The sequence below is a fragment of the Streptomyces sp. R28 genome, from assembly GCF_041052385.1.
Taxonomy (GTDB): domain Bacteria; phylum Actinomycetota; class Actinomycetes; order Streptomycetales; family Streptomycetaceae; genus Streptomyces.
On sequence record NZ_CP163439.1, the window covers coordinates 1,166,091 to 1,179,548 of the forward strand.

14 protein-coding genes are annotated in these 13,458 nt (G+C 70.8%); 6 read left to right on the forward strand and 8 right to left on the reverse strand.

What is annotated here, in order from left to right:
• The first annotated feature begins 373 nt into the window (after positions 1-373).
• Both AB5J49_RS04920 and AB5J49_RS04925 read left to right on the forward strand, forming a co-directional pair.
• Positions 374-844: a DUF5709 domain-containing protein gene (locus tag AB5J49_RS04920; protein WP_369167233.1), complete on the forward strand. Its 471-nt coding sequence runs from the start codon at positions 374-376 to the stop codon at positions 842-844.
• A 105-nt stretch (positions 845-949) separates the two neighbouring features.
• A complete protein-coding gene (locus AB5J49_RS04925; protein WP_369167234.1) occupies positions 950-1,210 on the forward strand; it encodes a type B 50S ribosomal protein L31 in 261 nt (86 codons plus the stop codon).
• A gap of 122 nt (positions 1,211-1,332) precedes the next feature.
• On the opposite strand, the gene AB5J49_RS04930 is transcribed toward AB5J49_RS04925, so the two are convergent.
• A complete protein-coding gene (locus AB5J49_RS04930) occupies positions 1,333-2,127 on the reverse strand; it encodes a metal-dependent hydrolase (protein WP_369167235.1) in 795 nt (264 codons plus the stop codon).
• 145 nt (positions 2,128-2,272) lie between these two features.
• Here AB5J49_RS04930 and AB5J49_RS04935 point away from each other — a divergent pair, with 145 nt between their 5' ends.
• Both AB5J49_RS04935 and AB5J49_RS04940 read left to right on the forward strand, forming a co-directional pair.
• Complete coding sequence (locus tag AB5J49_RS04935; protein WP_369167236.1) at positions 2,273-4,786, forward strand: DEAD/DEAH box helicase; 2,514 nt, start codon at positions 2,273-2,275, stop codon at positions 4,784-4,786.
• A 19-nt stretch (positions 4,787-4,805) separates the two neighbouring features.
• A complete protein-coding gene (locus tag AB5J49_RS04940; RefSeq protein WP_369167237.1) occupies positions 4,806-5,675 on the forward strand; it encodes an acyl-CoA thioesterase in 870 nt (289 codons plus the stop codon).
• Here the strand turns inward: AB5J49_RS04940 and AB5J49_RS04945 are convergent.
• Positions 5,662-6,573 carry a DUF6397 family protein gene (locus AB5J49_RS04945; RefSeq protein ID WP_369167238.1) on the reverse strand — a complete coding sequence of 304 codons (912 nt, stop codon included), beginning with the start codon at positions 6,571-6,573 and terminating at the stop codon, positions 5,662-5,664. The two genes, AB5J49_RS04940 and AB5J49_RS04945, sit on opposite strands and share 14 nt — an antisense overlap.
• 126 nt (positions 6,574-6,699) lie before the next feature.
• On the reverse strand, positions 6,700-7,113 hold the full coding sequence (locus AB5J49_RS04950; protein WP_369167239.1) for a roadblock/LC7 domain-containing protein: 414 nt from the start codon (positions 7,111-7,113) through the stop codon (positions 6,700-6,702).
• 96 nt (positions 7,114-7,209) lie between these two features.
• On the opposite strand from AB5J49_RS04950, the gene AB5J49_RS04955 reads away from it, so the two are divergent.
• Positions 7,210-7,638, forward strand: a complete 429-nt coding sequence (locus tag AB5J49_RS04955) for a PPOX class F420-dependent oxidoreductase (protein ID WP_369167240.1) — start codon at positions 7,210-7,212, stop codon at positions 7,636-7,638.
• 106 nt (positions 7,639-7,744) lie between these two features.
• Here AB5J49_RS04955 and AB5J49_RS04960 read toward each other — a convergent pair whose 3' ends face one another.
• The 5 genes from AB5J49_RS04960 to AB5J49_RS04980 all read right to left on the reverse strand — a co-directional run bounded on the left by AB5J49_RS04960 (position 7,745) and on the right by AB5J49_RS04980 (position 12,705).
• Complete coding sequence (locus AB5J49_RS04960; RefSeq protein WP_369167241.1) at positions 7,745-8,350, reverse strand: ATP/GTP-binding protein; 606 nt, start codon at positions 8,348-8,350, stop codon at positions 7,745-7,747.
• A 119-nt stretch (positions 8,351-8,469) separates the two neighbouring features.
• A complete protein-coding gene (locus AB5J49_RS04965) occupies positions 8,470-8,883 on the reverse strand; it encodes a DUF742 domain-containing protein (RefSeq protein ID WP_369167242.1) in 414 nt (137 codons plus the stop codon).
• Between the two features lie 22 nt (positions 8,884-8,905).
• The gene (locus tag AB5J49_RS04970) at positions 8,906-9,343 is read right to left on the reverse strand and encodes a roadblock/LC7 domain-containing protein (protein WP_369167243.1); all 438 of its coding nucleotides are present in this window, start codon (positions 9,341-9,343) and stop codon (positions 8,906-8,908) included.
• Positions 9,340-11,865: a nitrate- and nitrite sensing domain-containing protein gene (locus tag AB5J49_RS04975; protein WP_369167244.1), complete on the reverse strand. Its 2,526-nt coding sequence runs from the start codon at positions 11,863-11,865 to the stop codon at positions 9,340-9,342. Before AB5J49_RS04975 ends, AB5J49_RS04970 begins: the two co-directional genes overlap by 4 nt.
• A gap of 66 nt (positions 11,866-11,931) precedes the next feature.
• Complete coding sequence (locus AB5J49_RS04980) at positions 11,932-12,705, reverse strand: MHYT domain-containing protein (protein ID WP_369167245.1); 774 nt, start codon at positions 12,703-12,705, stop codon at positions 11,932-11,934.
• Positions 12,706-12,856: 151 nt separating this feature from the next.
• Between AB5J49_RS04980 and AB5J49_RS04985 the strand changes: the two genes are divergently transcribed.
• Entirely contained in the window at positions 12,857-13,456 is a 600-nt protein-coding gene (locus AB5J49_RS04985) for a class I SAM-dependent methyltransferase (RefSeq protein WP_369167246.1), read from the forward strand.
• The last annotated feature ends 2 nt before the right edge of the window (positions 13,457-13,458 follow it).

Genomic DNA, 13,458 nt, shown 5'->3' on the forward strand with positions numbered 1-13,458 from the left:
GCCCACGCCGGGGACGCCGAGCGCCCAGGGCACGGAGCGCTACGGGTCGCCGTGGCTGGGAAAGGCACCTCGCGGTGCCCGGGGACGCCGGGGCCGCTGTCGTCGGTCGGTGGGCGGGCGTGGGACTGGCCGGGTGGTGGAGGTGGCTCCGCACGACGGCGCGCTTTGGGGGTCCGGCCGATCCGGAGTGCCCGCCCTTGCTCCGTGCCGTTGCGCCGGGGCGAAAAGGGGTGGAAGGCTGGATAGCGACACCGGTTCGGGGAGCACCCGGGAACCACCCGGTTCGCGCCGGGTGCGGCCTGTGCCTCGCGCCGCGGCGGCCCACCGCCGACCGCGGTGAGTTCGGGCCCGTCCCCACCACCTGGAGGTACCCGTGAACAGCGCCGACGGATGGGGGGACGACGTCTACCAGCCCGACGCATCCGATCAACGTGAGGACACGGGGCTGCTCGACGTGGAGGACACCCTGGACAACGACGGCGTCGACGACCCCCTGGACCGGGGCTGGTCCCCACCGGAGCGGCCGTGGGCGGTCGAGCGCGCCGATGTGACGGCCGCCGAGCGCCAGCAGGGCGAGACCCTCGACCAGCGGCTCGCCGAAGAACTGCCCGATGTCGTCGCCCCCGACGGCGACGGCCTCGGCGACGCCGAGGGCACCGACGGAGAACTCCTCGACAACGAGGTCGGCGGCATGCGCTCCGGCCGCCTCGTGGCACCCGACGAAGGTGCCCACGAGGACGAGGAGAGCGCGCTCGTCGCGACGGACGTCGGCATCGACGGTGCGGCGGCGTCCGCCGAGGAGGCTGCCATGCACATCGTCGACGAGGACTCCCTGTCCGGCTGACCCACAATCCCTCTGCGGCCGATCCCGTAGTCCCTGTGGCTCAGCCCCCGCGCCTTCGGCCCCGCTCCGTCGGCCCTTGCCCATGCCGCCACACAAGGAGTTCGCATGCAGCAGGACAAGCACCCCAACTACCACCCGGTCGTCTTCCGCGACCGCTCCGCCGGTTACGCCTTCCTGACCCGGTCCACCGCGTCCAGCGACCAGACCATCGACTGGGACGACGGCGAGACCTACCCGGTCGTCGACGTGGAGATCTCCTCGGAGAGCCATCCCTTCCACACCGGCAAGGCCCGAACACTGGACTCCGAGGGCCGCGTCGCCGCCTTCGAGCGGCGCTACGGCGGTGGAGCGGGACAGGGTGGCTGATCCGGAGGCCAGACCGGAGATCCACGCCGCCCGGCGGCGGCTCGGTCCCCCGGGCGGATCACCGATGCGGCGACGCGCCCGATCCCTCTCGCTCAGATGACGACGTGCCCGCCCCGTCCCCCTCAGATGACGTTGAGCGCCGCCGCGCAGCCCACCCCGCCGAGCACCATGAACACCGGCATCAGCACCTTGAGCTCGACCCAGCTGCCCGCACGGAACCGCATCGCCTTGGGCGGGCCCACCGGGTACCAGCGCTTGCGTCCCACCGGGATCGGCCACAGGATCGGGCAGCCGGAGACCGTCAGCGCGTCCCCGATGTCGTGCACCAGCGCGCCCAGCACGATCGGCAGCCCAAGCCACAGATACTCCTGGCCCGGCGCCGTGAAAAGCCAGTCCGAGCCGTTGCCCGGCTTGTCCAGGATCCCGGCGATGATCCACGAGCTGGTCGCGGCCAGCAGCCACACCAGGACATCGGCGCTGGAGCCACGGGTCGCGCGCCACAGCAGGCCCTCGATGGCCAGCACCATGTGCGCGAACAGAATCGCCAGCACCGCCCAGCGTCCCCCGGTGATCGCCAGGACCGAGGCGCCCCCGCCGATCAGGACCGCCCACAGCCACGTATGCGTGAGTGTGCGATGCCCACCGGAGCGACGCGGGTCGCCCTGCTTCCTCGTCCCCTTGTAGACGGCGTACGACAACTTGTCGACGATCTCGCACAGCCAGCGCGACAGCGGCCCGAACGCCCGCGAGATGGTGGCCGCCTTGTGGTCGAGGTCCGGGGCGAGGGCCGCACCGGCACAGATCAGCGCGCCGGACAGGAGGACGGGCCAGGGCATCCCGTGCCCCGCAGCGGCGGCGGCCGCTCCGACGCCGAGCCAGGCGGCGGCTCCCGATAGTGAGTGTGCTGGTCCCATCATCGCCGTTGCCCGCCCCATTCCTCGTGTGCCGCTGTCCAGTTGACCGGGTTCGCTGACTTGTCGTCGGCGACACAGCGTAGCGTTCGCGATCTTCGACCCTGCATCCGATTCCCCTGTGGAGCAGGAGGGCAGGCAAGATGGGTGGGTGACCCTCATCGATCAGCTGCCGCCGACCGCCGACCCCGACGCCCTCTACGAAGCCTTCGAGTCGTGGGCCGAGGAGCGTGGTCTCACGCTCTACCCCCATCAGGAGGAGGCGCTGATCGAGGTGGTCTCGGGCGCGAACGTGATCGTGTCGACGCCCACCGGCTCCGGCAAGAGCATGATCGCCGCGGGCGCCCACTTCGCGGCGCTGGCCCGGGACGAGGTCACCTTCTACACCGCTCCGATCAAGGCGCTGGTCTCGGAGAAGTTCTTCGAGCTCTGCAAGATCTTCGGCACGGAGAACGTCGGCATGCTGACCGGCGACGCGTCCGTGAACGCCGACGCTCCCGTCATCTGCTGCACCGCCGAGGTGCTCGCGTCGATCGCGCTGCGCGACGGCAAGCAGGCGGACGTCGGCCAGGTCGTCATGGATGAGTTCCACTTCTACGCCGAGGGGGACCGCGGCTGGGCCTGGCAGATCCCGATCCTGGAGCTGCCCCAGGCGCAGTTCATCCTGATGTCGGCGACGCTCGGCGATGTCTCGATGTTCGAGAAGGACCTCACCCGGCGCACCGGCCGCCCGACGGCGGTGGTCCGCTCGGCGACCCGTCCCGTACCGCTGTCCTACGAGTACAAGCTCACCCCGCTGACCGAGACGCTGACCGAGTTGCTGCAGACCAAGCAGGCGCCGGTCTACATCGTGCACTTCACGCAGGCGCAGGCCGTGGAGCGGGCGCAGGCGCTGATGAGCATCAACATGTGCTCGCGCGAGGAGAAGGACCAGATCGCCGAGCTGATCGGCAACTTCCGCTTCACCACCAAGTTCGGCCGCAACCTCTCCCGTTACGTACGGCACGGCATCGGGGTGCATCACGCCGGCATGCTGCCGAAGTACCGCCGCCTGGTGGAGAAGCTCGCGCAGGCCGGTCTGCTGAAGGTCATCTGCGGCACGGACACGCTGGGCGTGGGTGTCAACGTCCCCATCCGCACCGTGCTGTTCACGGCCCTGACCAAGTACGACGGCAACCGCGTCCGCACCCTGCGCAACCGGGAGTTCCACCAGATCGCCGGCCGCGCCGGGCGCGCGGGGTTCGACACGGCGGGCTTCGTCGTCGCCCAGGGGCCCGAGCACGTCATCGAGAACGAGAAGGCGCTCGCCAAGGCCGGCGACGACCCGAAGAAGCGCCGAAAGGTCGTCCGCAAGAAGGCTCCCGAGGGCTTCGTCGGCTGGACGGAGAACACCTTCGACAAGCTCATCACCTCCGAACCGGAGCCGCTGACCTCCCGCTTCCGGGTCACCCACACCATGCTGCTGTCGGTGATCGCCCGGCCCGGCAACGCCTTCGAGGCGATGCGGCACCTGCTGGAGGACAACCACGAGCCGCGCAAGCAGCAGCTGCGGCACATCCGGCGCGCGATCGCCATCTACCGTTCGCTGCTGGACGGCGGCATCGTCGAGAAGCTCGACGAGCCGGACGCCACCGGCCGCATCGTCCGCCTCACCGTCGACCTCCAGCAGGACTTCGCGCTCAACCAGCCGCTGTCCACCTTCGCCCTGGCCGCGTTCGAACTTCTGGACCCGGATTCGCCCTCCTACGCCCTGGACATGGTGTCCGTCGTCGAATCCACCCTCGACGACCCGCGGCAGATCCTCGTCGCCCAGCTGAACAAGGCGAAGGGCGAGGCCGTCGCCGCGATGAAGGCGGACGGCGTCGAGTACGAGGAGCGCATGGAGCGCCTCCAGGACATCACCTACCCCAAGCCCATGGAGGAGCTGCTCTTCCACGCGTACAACACGTACCGCAAGAGCCACCCCTGGGTCGGCGACCATCCGCTGTCGCCGAAGTCCGTCATCCGGGACATGTACGAACGGGCGATGTCCTTCACGGAGTTGGTGTCCTTCTACGAGCTGGCCCGCACCGAGGGCATCGTGCTGCGCTACCTCGCGAGCGCGTACAAGACCCTCGACCACAACATCCCGGACGACCTGAAGTCCGAGGATCTGCAGGATCTGATCGAGTGGCTCGGCGAGATGGTGCGCCAGGTCGACTCCAGCCTGCTGGACGAGTGGGAGCAGCTCGCCAACCCGGAGGAGATGACCGCCGAGGAGGCGCAGGAGAAGGCCGACGAGGTCAAGCCCGTCACCACGAACGCGCGTGCCTTCCGCGTCCTCGTCCGCAACGCCATGTTCCGCCGCGTCGAGCTCGCCGCCCTCGACCACGTCGAGGAGCTGGGCGAGTTGGACGCGGAGGCCGGCTGGGACGCCGAGGCCTGGGGCGAGGCGATGGACAAGTACTGGGACGAGTACGAGGACCTCGGCACCGGCCCCAACGCCCGTGGGCCCAAGCTCCTGGTGATCGAGGAGGAGCCGGCGAACCGCCTGTGGCGCGTCCGCCAGATCTTCGACGACCCGAACGGCGACCATGACTGGGGCATCAGCGCGGAGATCGACCTCACCGCCTCCGACGCGGAGGGCCGCGCGGTGGTCCGCGTCACCGACGTAGGCCAGCTGTGAGCACAGGAGAATCCCACCCATGACGACGAACCCGGCCGAGAGGCTCGTCGACCTGCTCGACCTGGAGCAGATCGAGGTCAACATCTTCCGCGGCCGCAGCCCGCAGGAGTCCCTGCAGCGGGTCTTCGGCGGCCAGGTGGCCGGCCAGGCACTGGTCGCCGCCGCGCGCACCACGGACGGCGACCGCCCGGTGCACTCGCTGCACGCGTACTTCCTTCGCCCGGGCAGGCCGGGCGTGCCGATCGTGTACCAGGTCGAACGGGTACGGGACGGCAGGTCGTTCACGACCCGCCGGGTCACCGCCGTGCAGCAGGGCCGCACGATCTTCAACCTCACCGCCTCCTTTCATCAGCCTGAGCAAGGGAGCTTCGAGCACCAACTGCCGCCGGGCCGCAAGGTGCCGGCCCCGGAGTCGCTGCCGACGGTCACCGACGAGATCCGGGAGCATCTGGGCGCACTGCCCGAGCAGTTGGAGCGGATGGCACGCCGTCAGCCCTTCGACATCCGCTATGTGGACCGGCTGCGCTGGACCGCCGAGGAGGTCGAGGACGCCGAGCCGCGCAGTGCCGTGTGGATGCGCGCGGTCGGGCCGCTGGGCGACGACCCGGTCGTGCACACCTGCGCGCTGACCTACGCCAGTGACATGACCCTCCTGGACGCCGTCCGCATCCCGGTCGAACCCCTGTGGGGCCCGCGGAGTTTCGACATCGCGTCGCTGGACCACGCGATGTGGTTCCACCGGCCGTTCCGCGCGGACGAGTGGTTCCTGTACGACCAGGAGTCACCGATCGCGACCGGTGGGCGGGGACTCGCCCGTGGGCGGATCTACGACCTGGAAGGGCGCCTGCTGGTGTCCGTCGTCCAGGAAGGTCTGTTCAGGACGCTGTAGCCCGGGGGCTTCTGCGACGCAGCCGGCTCAGCAGGCCGCGTGGCGGTTCCGGCTCCTCGGGCCGGGGCGGGACGAGGTGCACCGGATGCGCCGGCGCCGGGCCCCGTACTGCCGTCGGACGCGGGGCCGGCCGCCTCTCGCGTGCTGCTTCCAGTACTGCCGTCAGGTCGGCCCGCAGCAGGCCGATCTCGTCCGGGTCGTCCGCCGTCATGATCCTCTCGGCCAGGTGCGCGGCGGGCGAACCCGGTGCGCCGGATGCCGGCGGTCCTGGCCGGAAGCGGTTCAGATGGGAGCGCTCATAGGGGTCGGGGACGATTTCCGCGATCTGGACGGGGTCGAGGAAGGCGGCCAGCGCGCCGGCGCTCTCCCATGGGTCGCCAGCCAGTCGCAGCAGGAATCCCCGATGCCGTCCCCGCCAGTTGCGCGCCCGTAGATCCACGCCCGCGTCCAGCATGCCGCGCAGCCCTTCGGGCGTACGTCGGTCCTTCAGCAGCGGGGTGTTCTTCTCGTCGGCGGCGAACCGCTTCAGCTCCTCGACGAGATACAACCACACCACGGCTCGGTAGCGATTGAGGTACCAGGTCACCGGGACGACCAGCCCCAGGCGGGCCAGGCGCGTGAACCTGCCGACGGACACGTCCATGAGGCCTGCGCCCTCTGTCGTACCCACCACTTTCACGCGGTCCTGCAACGACTCGGGGAACCCGACCCCCGAACGCAGCCGGTCGATCTCCGACCGCGGGACGCGCCGGCCCCCGCCTCCCTCGTCCGGCACGGTCCGGATGAGTCCGAGGTGAACGGCGAGGTCCAACTCTCCACGCTTCAGCCCCAGTTCGCGGGCGGCGCGACTCGGCGTATACGAGAGGTGGTGCGGTTTCGTGACAGTGTCGCCTGACATGGTCGGTCTCCCCCGTGGAGTCAGTGGCTCACGCTGTGTGCGCTCGCCGTGACAAAAACCGTAGCCGGTCGGGCAGATCTCGTGGCGAGCCTGTGGATAACTCCACGGGGGCGAGGAATCAGCAGGTCAGACGTCTGTGCTCGGTGCCCGTTCGGGCTGTCGGGCGTCCACGTCGAGGTGCTCGCCGACCCGGTTGACGAGCAGGGTCATCTCGTAGCCGATCTGGCCGATGTCCGCCTCCGCGCCGCTGAGCACGCACAGACAGCTGCCGGTACCCGCCGCCGTGACGAACAGCACCGCGTCGTCGAACTCGACCATCGTCTGGCGCACTCTGCCCGCGCCGAAGTGCCGCCCGGAGCCCTTGGCGAGGCTGTGCAGTCCGGATGAGACGGCGGCGAGGTGCTCGGCGTCCTCGCGCCGCAGTCCGGTGCTCGCACCGGTCACCAGACCGTCGTTGGACAGCACCAGCGCGTGCCGCACATGATCGACGCGCTCCGTCAGGTCGTCCAGCAACCAGCCAAGTCCCTGGTTCTGCGCCATGTTCCGGTCTCCCCGTGTAGATGTCTCCCCCTGCGCCGGAGGATCTCTTCGCCACCCTTCCCGACGATCCGGCCCGCGGGCAAGGAGGATGGGGGCATGGCGCAGAAGATGACCGATGAGGAATGGCGGGCGTTCGTCTCGCAGGGCACACGCACCGGAAAGTTGTCGACCGTGCGAGCCGACGGGAGTCCGCATGTGACGCCGATCTGGTTCGTGCTGGACGGTGAGGAGGTGGTGTTCAACACCGGCAAGTCGAGTGTGAAGGGCCGCAATCTGGTCCGTGACGGCCGGGTGGCGCTGTGCGTGGACGTCGACCGGCCGCCGTACGACTTCGTGGTGCTTCAGGGCATCGCCCGGGTTTCGGAGGATCTCGAGGAGCTGAGGCACTGGGCCGGTCGTATCGGGGGGCGGTACATGGGCGAGGAGCGCGCGGAGGAGTTCGGGGCCCGCAATGGTGTTCCGGGTGAACTCCTCGTCCGCGTCGCGATCGAGAAGGTGCTGGCGGAGAAAGGCGTCGCGGACTGACAGCGGTCCGAAGGCCGGTCGGCGCCAGAGCCGACAGCGGTTGAGAACCGGTCGGCCCATGGAGCCGGTCGGCGCGCAGGGAAGCAGTCGGCGCGTAGGGAACCAGTCAGCCCACGGAGTCGAGCAGCCGGGCGGTGTGCATCCGCCCGCCGTACTCGACGAGGCGGATCAGCACCTCCTTTCCCGAGTCGCGGTCCCGGGCGTCGCACAGCACGACGGGTGTGCCCCGGTCCAGGTCGAGGGCGCGTGAGACGTCGTGGGCGCCGTACGTCCGGGCGCCCGCGAAGCAGTTGACGGCCACGACGAACGGGATGTGCCGGTGCTCGAAGTAGTCCACCGCGGGGAAGCAGTCCTCCAGGCGCCGGGTGTCCGCGAGGACCACCGCGCCCAGGGCGCCCTGTGACAGTTCGTCCCACAGGAACCAGAAGCGGTCCTGCCCCGGGGTGCCGAAGAGGTAGAGGGACAGGCCGGACCGGATGGTGATGCGTCCGAAGTCCATGGCGACGGTCGTGGTGACCTTCTGGTCCACGCCGTCGGTGTCGTCCACCAACTGCCCCGCTTCACTGAGCAGTTCCTCGGTGCGCAGCGGCCGGATCTCACTGACCGCGCCCACCATGGTGGTCTTGCCCACGCCGAATCCGCCGGCGACAAGGATCTTCAGCGCCAGGGCGGCCGTCTCGCCGTCGGAGGCGTCGGAGTGCTCGGAGACCATCGATCACTTCTCTCGGGAGTGTCGGCATCGGTCGACGTCACGGTGCGAAGTCAGCATCATGGCAACTGGGGCTGTCCTTCGTGGGATCGGACCGCTTTTGGCTGGTTCTGGCATGTCATCTACAGGGCTCGCAATCCTTCGATCACCTCGCGAAGGATCCGTTCGTCCGGAAGTTGTGCGGGTGGTACCGGACGGCTGACGGTGACGCAGCCCATTTCCAGCAGGTCGCCGAGGAGCACCCGGACGACCCCCACGGGCAGATCGGCGCCCGCGGCGAGTTCCGCGACCGACTGCGTCTCCGGTCGGCACAGCTCGATGAGGGCCCGGTGTTCCGGCCCGAGCGCGGTGTCGTCGTCGGCTCCGGGCGCGCCGGCGGCCAGGGTGACGAGGGCGATCAGGTCGAAACGCACCCCGGTGGGGCCGGGGTCGGTGCGTCCGCCCGTCATGGCGTACGGGCGGACGAGGGGCCCGGCCTCACTGTCGTACCACTGGCTGCCCTGCTCGCGCGGGGCGCCCGTCGTGTCCTCGATCATGCGCGCGGACCGCCCTTTCGGCTCATCCTGCGGCGGGCGGCCGCGCTGCCACGCGAGTTGGCGTGTGGAGGTGCTCGCCGACCCGTTTGACCAGCCGTGCCATCTCGTACGCCACCAGTCCGATGTCGGCGGTCACGGCGGTGAGGACGGCGAGACAGGAACCGTCGCCCGCGGCCGCCACAAACAGGAAGGCGTCGTCCATCTCCACCATGGTCTGGCGCACCCCGCCGGCGCCGAAGTGCCTGCCCGCGCCCTTGGCCAGACTGTGGAAACCGGAGGCGACCGCTGCGAGATGCTCTGCGTCCTCGCGACGGAGGCCGGTCGACGCGCCCACGGCGAGTCCGTCGTTGGACAGCACGACGGCGTGCCGTACCTCGCTCACTCGCAGCACCAAGTCGTCCAGCAACCAGTCGAGTTCGCCGGACCGCTGAGCTGCTCTCATGCCCGGATCCTGGATCATGCGGGGTCTCCTTCGCTGCTGTCGCTGCACGCTGTGGAATCGGGAGTGGCACTGCGGCCGGGCTGCCTGCCGCCGCCGCGCACCCAGCCGTCGCGGTAGGCCGCCATGCGGTCCCGTACGAGTTCGGGGGTGCGCTGGTCGTCGTCACGGCCGGCGGGCGGCTGCGCCGGCTCCTCGGGGCGCCCCTCGCGCAGTTGGGGGGCGAGACTCGCCTGCCGTACGCGGCGTGGGAGGTCGTCGGAGACTTCGGAGTCGTCCGGAGGGCGGTGCAGTCGCAAGGTGGTGACTCCGGGGGGTGGGGTGTCGGTCGTGCTGGCCTCCGCCGCGGCCGGTGCGGGAGCCACCAGTGCGGGCCGGTCGGCGACCGCGTGGACGGACTCCTGGTGCCGGTCGGCGGCGGGCACGCGCGCGTACTCGCGCTCGGCGGGCCGCTCGCTGTCCGCCCTTCTGCCGGGGGAACGTTCCGCCGTGGCTTCGTGCAGCAGGGCGGTGGGCAACAGGACGACCGCGGTGGTACCGCCGTAGGGCGAGGCGCGCAAGTGGACCTTGATGCCGTGCCGGGAGGCGAGCCTGCTGACGACGAAGAGGCCGAGCCGGTCGCTGTCGAACAGGTCGAGTGCCTCGGACTGTTCGATGCGCCGGTTGGCCTCGGCCAGGGTCTCCTTGCCCATGCCCAGGCCGCGGTCCTCGACCTCGACGGCGTAGCCGTTGCCGACGGGCTCGCCGGTGACGCGCACGCGCGTGTGGGGCGGCGAGAACTGGGCTGCGTTCTCGACGATCTCGGCGAGGAGGTGGGTGACGTCGGCGACGGCCGCGCCGATGACCAACGCCTCGGGGAGCTGTCGCACCTCCACGCGCGCGTAGTCCTCGACTTCGGAGACGGCCGCACGGACCACGTTGGTCAGGGAGACCGGCATCCGCCAGGCCCGCCCGGGTGCCGCTCCCGAGAGGATGATCAGGCTCTCGGCGTGACGTCGCATGCGGGTGGTGAGGTGGTCGAGCCGGAAGAGGTCGCTCAGTTCGTTCGGGTCCTCGGAGCGCCGTTCCATGCTGTCCAGCAGGCTCAGTTGGCGGTGCACGAGGACCTGGCTGCGGCGGGCGAGGTTGACGAAGACGCCGGAGATGCCGCTGGCGAGCTCGGCGCGCTCCACGGCGGCCCGGAGCGCGGCGCGGTGGACGGTGCCCAGGGCCTCGGCGACCTGGCCGGTCTCGTCCTCGGCGGGCGGTCCTGGCGGCGCCTCGGCCTGGATGTCGATCTCGTCACCGGCACGCAGTTTGAGCATGGCCTCGGGGAGTTTGCGCCGGGCGATGTCCAGGGCGCCGTTGCGCAGGCTGACCAGCTCGACGACGAGACCGCGACCGATGCGTACGGAGATCACGAGGGAGGCGGCGACGGCGGCGAGGCCGAGGAGGACGGCGGCGCCGGCCGGGGTGAGCAGCCCCCGGGTGAACGGGTCGGCGCTGTCCGCGACTCCGCGCCCGGCGTCCTGCTCGATCGTCCGCATTCCGCCCTGCACGCGTGCGTGTGCCTTGCTCCAGGCGGCTTCCGCCGCGGCGTCGATCGCCCGTCTGCCCGGTGCGGTGGCCAGGACCTTGTCCTCGACGGCGGCCACGCTCGCGTAGGCGCTGCCGCCGGCGAGGTCCTGCCAGGCCGCGCGTTCCGGTCCGCGCAGGTCCACGACGGCGGATTCGGTGAGCGTACGGCGGGTGTCGACGGCTCCGGTGAACAGCCTCAGCCGCTCTCCGTCGAGGCGCCCGGCGAGGCGCGCGCTGTCCAGCACCACGTCCTCCTGGGCCAGCGCCTCGCCCGCGCGGGCGAATTCGAGCAGCACGCGCGCCTCCGAGCCGAGCTCGGCGTCCTGGATGCCGGTGAGCGCGCCGCCCACCGAGAACGCGCTCGCGATGGTCTTCGTGTACCGCCCGTACGCCTCGTCCCAGCCGGAGCGGTGGTCGAGAACGGCACTGCGTACGGTGCTCAGCTGCTCGGCGCCGGTGACGAAGGCCTCGAGCCGCCGGGCCACCCCGGCGGGCAGCTCCTCGCTGTCGGCGACCGTGCTGCGGTCGCCGAGCCTCAGCTGCGCCACCGCTTTGTCGGTGCCTTCCGCGAGCCTCTTGAAATCTGCGCTCTGTCCGGCGGAAGGGTCGGTCGCGTAGCGCACCGCGGCATCGCGCTCGGCCTGGAGGGCGGCGACGGCGGCCGCGACGGGGGTCCTGATCTCGGAGTCGACGCGCTGCAACTGGCGCAGCCTGGAGACGTCCTGAGCGGTGCTGACGGTGGCGTAGGCCCACAGGGCCAGCAGCGAGACGACCGGCACCATCAGCAGACAGACGATCTTGGCGCGGACGGTGCGCGGCCGCATGCGCCAGCGCTCCGCGCGCGTGGGTGGGTCGTCCGGCGCCACGCCCGTGAGTTCTTCCGGGCCTTCGTCGGCCGGCGGTCCGGCATGGGCGCGGCGGCCGCGCACGGGGGACGGGGGCGGCGTCTCGACGCCGACTGCGGTGGTCCTACGGGGTGTACGCATGGCCTCCTCGCTCGGAAGTGGTTCGGGGGCGTGCCGTTCCGGGCCGTCACCGGTCCGGACCCGTCGCTAGCCGGCGACGCTCTCGACCGACCGCTGGGCCGACGCGGATGCCTCGCGCTCCCTCGTGGTGGGCGACAGCGCGACGAAGGCCGAGGTCAGGAACAGATAGGACCCGAGGCCGACGGCGAGGGGGAAGATGAACTGCATCGCCGTGGCCCCGGGCAGGACGTCGCCGGAGGGCGTGACGTCCACGCCGACGGCGAACATCCCGGTGTAGTGCATGCTGCTGACCGCCGCGCCCATGATCAGGGAGGCGATGGTGACGGCGACGGGCGACTTGATGTTGAGCGCCGCCCACAGGGCCGCCGTCGCCGCGACGACCGCGATCAGGACGGAGAGTCCGACGAGGACGGGGTCGTAGGTGACGTCGCCGTGGAGTCGTACGGCGGCCATGCCCAGGTAGTGCATGCTCGCGACGCCGAGTCCGGTGGTGAGCCCGCCGAGGAGGAGAGCGCGGGTGCGGTCGCGGCTGTAGCCCACGGCGAAGACGCCGGCGCAGACGACGACCATGGCGACGAGGAGGCTCACGATGGTGAGCGGCACGTCGTAGCGGATGTCGGTGCCGCTGACGCTGAAGCCCAGCATGGCCACGAAGTGCATGGTCCAGATGCCGGTGCCGATCGCCGAGGCCGCGGTGACGAGCCAGTTGCGGCGCGACCGGCCTGTGGCGCCGAGCGCGCGAACGGTGCAGCGCAGGCCGAGCGCGGCGCCTATGCCGGCCATCACGTACGACAGCACGGGTGTCAGCCAACCCAGGGCGGCGTGGTCCAGGTGTCCCATGGACCCGGGACGCTAGGGGGGCACGGGCGCACGAAGGGGGCGCATTTCGAAAGCTGTTGGAATATGACGCACAGATGCACCGGAACGATCGCGTCACGCTCGAACGTGTGCACAGCGGCGTCATCCCTGCCGGTGAGGGATCATGCGGAACATGAGCGACGACCACACGCATGTGCAGGAGTTCTTCACGGCCCGCGCCGCCGACTGGGACAGTCGGTTCCCCGACGACGGTCCCGCCTACGCGGCCGCGGTCGCCGAGCTCGGGCTGCGCGAGGGGAGCCGGGTGCTCGACGCGGGCTGCGGCACCGGGCGGGCCCTGCCGCCCCTGCGTGCCGCCGTGGGGCCTTCGGGAGTGGTTCTGGGGGCCGATCTGACCCCGGCCATGCTGGAGGCCGCCGTACGGGCCGGACGCGACGCCGACGGGCAGTTGCTGCTCGCCGACGTGGCCGCGCTGCCGTTGCGGTCGGAGTCCCTCGACGCCGTGTTCGGGGCCGGCCTCATCGCACACCTGCCCCATCCGGCGACGAACCTGCGGGAGTTGGCCCGTGTGGTACGCCGTGGCGGCATGCTCGCACTGTTCCACCCGATCGGCAGGGCGGCACTCGCGGCACGCCAGGGCCGCCAAATCACCCCCGGCGACCTGCGAGCCGAGCCCAACCTCCGGCCGCTGCTGGCCGGTTCCGGATGGCGCATGACGTCGTACGTCGACGAGGACGACCGCTTCCTGGCGCTGGCCGTACGCGAGGCCTGATG

Coding starts and splice junctions, on each gene's coding strand:
- AB5J49_RS04925 (WP_369167234.1), top strand. CDS start 950: ATGCAGCAGGACAAGCACCCCAACTACCACCCGGTCGTCTTCCGCGAC.
- AB5J49_RS04930 (WP_369167235.1), bottom strand. CDS start 2,127: ATGATGGGACCAGCACACTCACTATCGGGAGCCGCCGCCTGGCTCGGC.
- AB5J49_RS04940 (WP_369167237.1), top strand. CDS start 4,806: ATGACGACGAACCCGGCCGAGAGGCTCGTCGACCTGCTCGACCTGGAG.
- AB5J49_RS04945 (WP_369167238.1), bottom strand. CDS start 6,573: ATGTCAGGCGACACTGTCACGAAACCGCACCACCTCTCGTATACGCCG.
- AB5J49_RS04950 (WP_369167239.1), bottom strand. CDS start 7,113: ATGGCGCAGAACCAGGGACTTGGCTGGTTGCTGGACGACCTGACGGAG.
- AB5J49_RS04955 (WP_369167240.1), top strand. CDS start 7,210: ATGGCGCAGAAGATGACCGATGAGGAATGGCGGGCGTTCGTCTCGCAG.
- AB5J49_RS04960 (WP_369167241.1), bottom strand. CDS start 8,350: ATGGTCTCCGAGCACTCCGACGCCTCCGACGGCGAGACGGCCGCCCTG.
- AB5J49_RS04965 (WP_369167242.1), bottom strand. CDS start 8,883: ATGATCGAGGACACGACGGGCGCCCCGCGCGAGCAGGGCAGCCAGTGG.
- AB5J49_RS04970 (WP_369167243.1), bottom strand. CDS start 9,343: ATGATCCAGGATCCGGGCATGAGAGCAGCTCAGCGGTCCGGCGAACTC.
- AB5J49_RS04975 (WP_369167244.1), bottom strand. CDS start 11,865: ATGCGTACACCCCGTAGGACCACCGCAGTCGGCGTCGAGACGCCGCCC.
- AB5J49_RS04980 (WP_369167245.1), bottom strand. CDS start 12,705: ATGGGACACCTGGACCACGCCGCCCTGGGTTGGCTGACACCCGTGCTG.
- AB5J49_RS04985 (WP_369167246.1), top strand. CDS start 12,857: ATGAGCGACGACCACACGCATGTGCAGGAGTTCTTCACGGCCCGCGCC.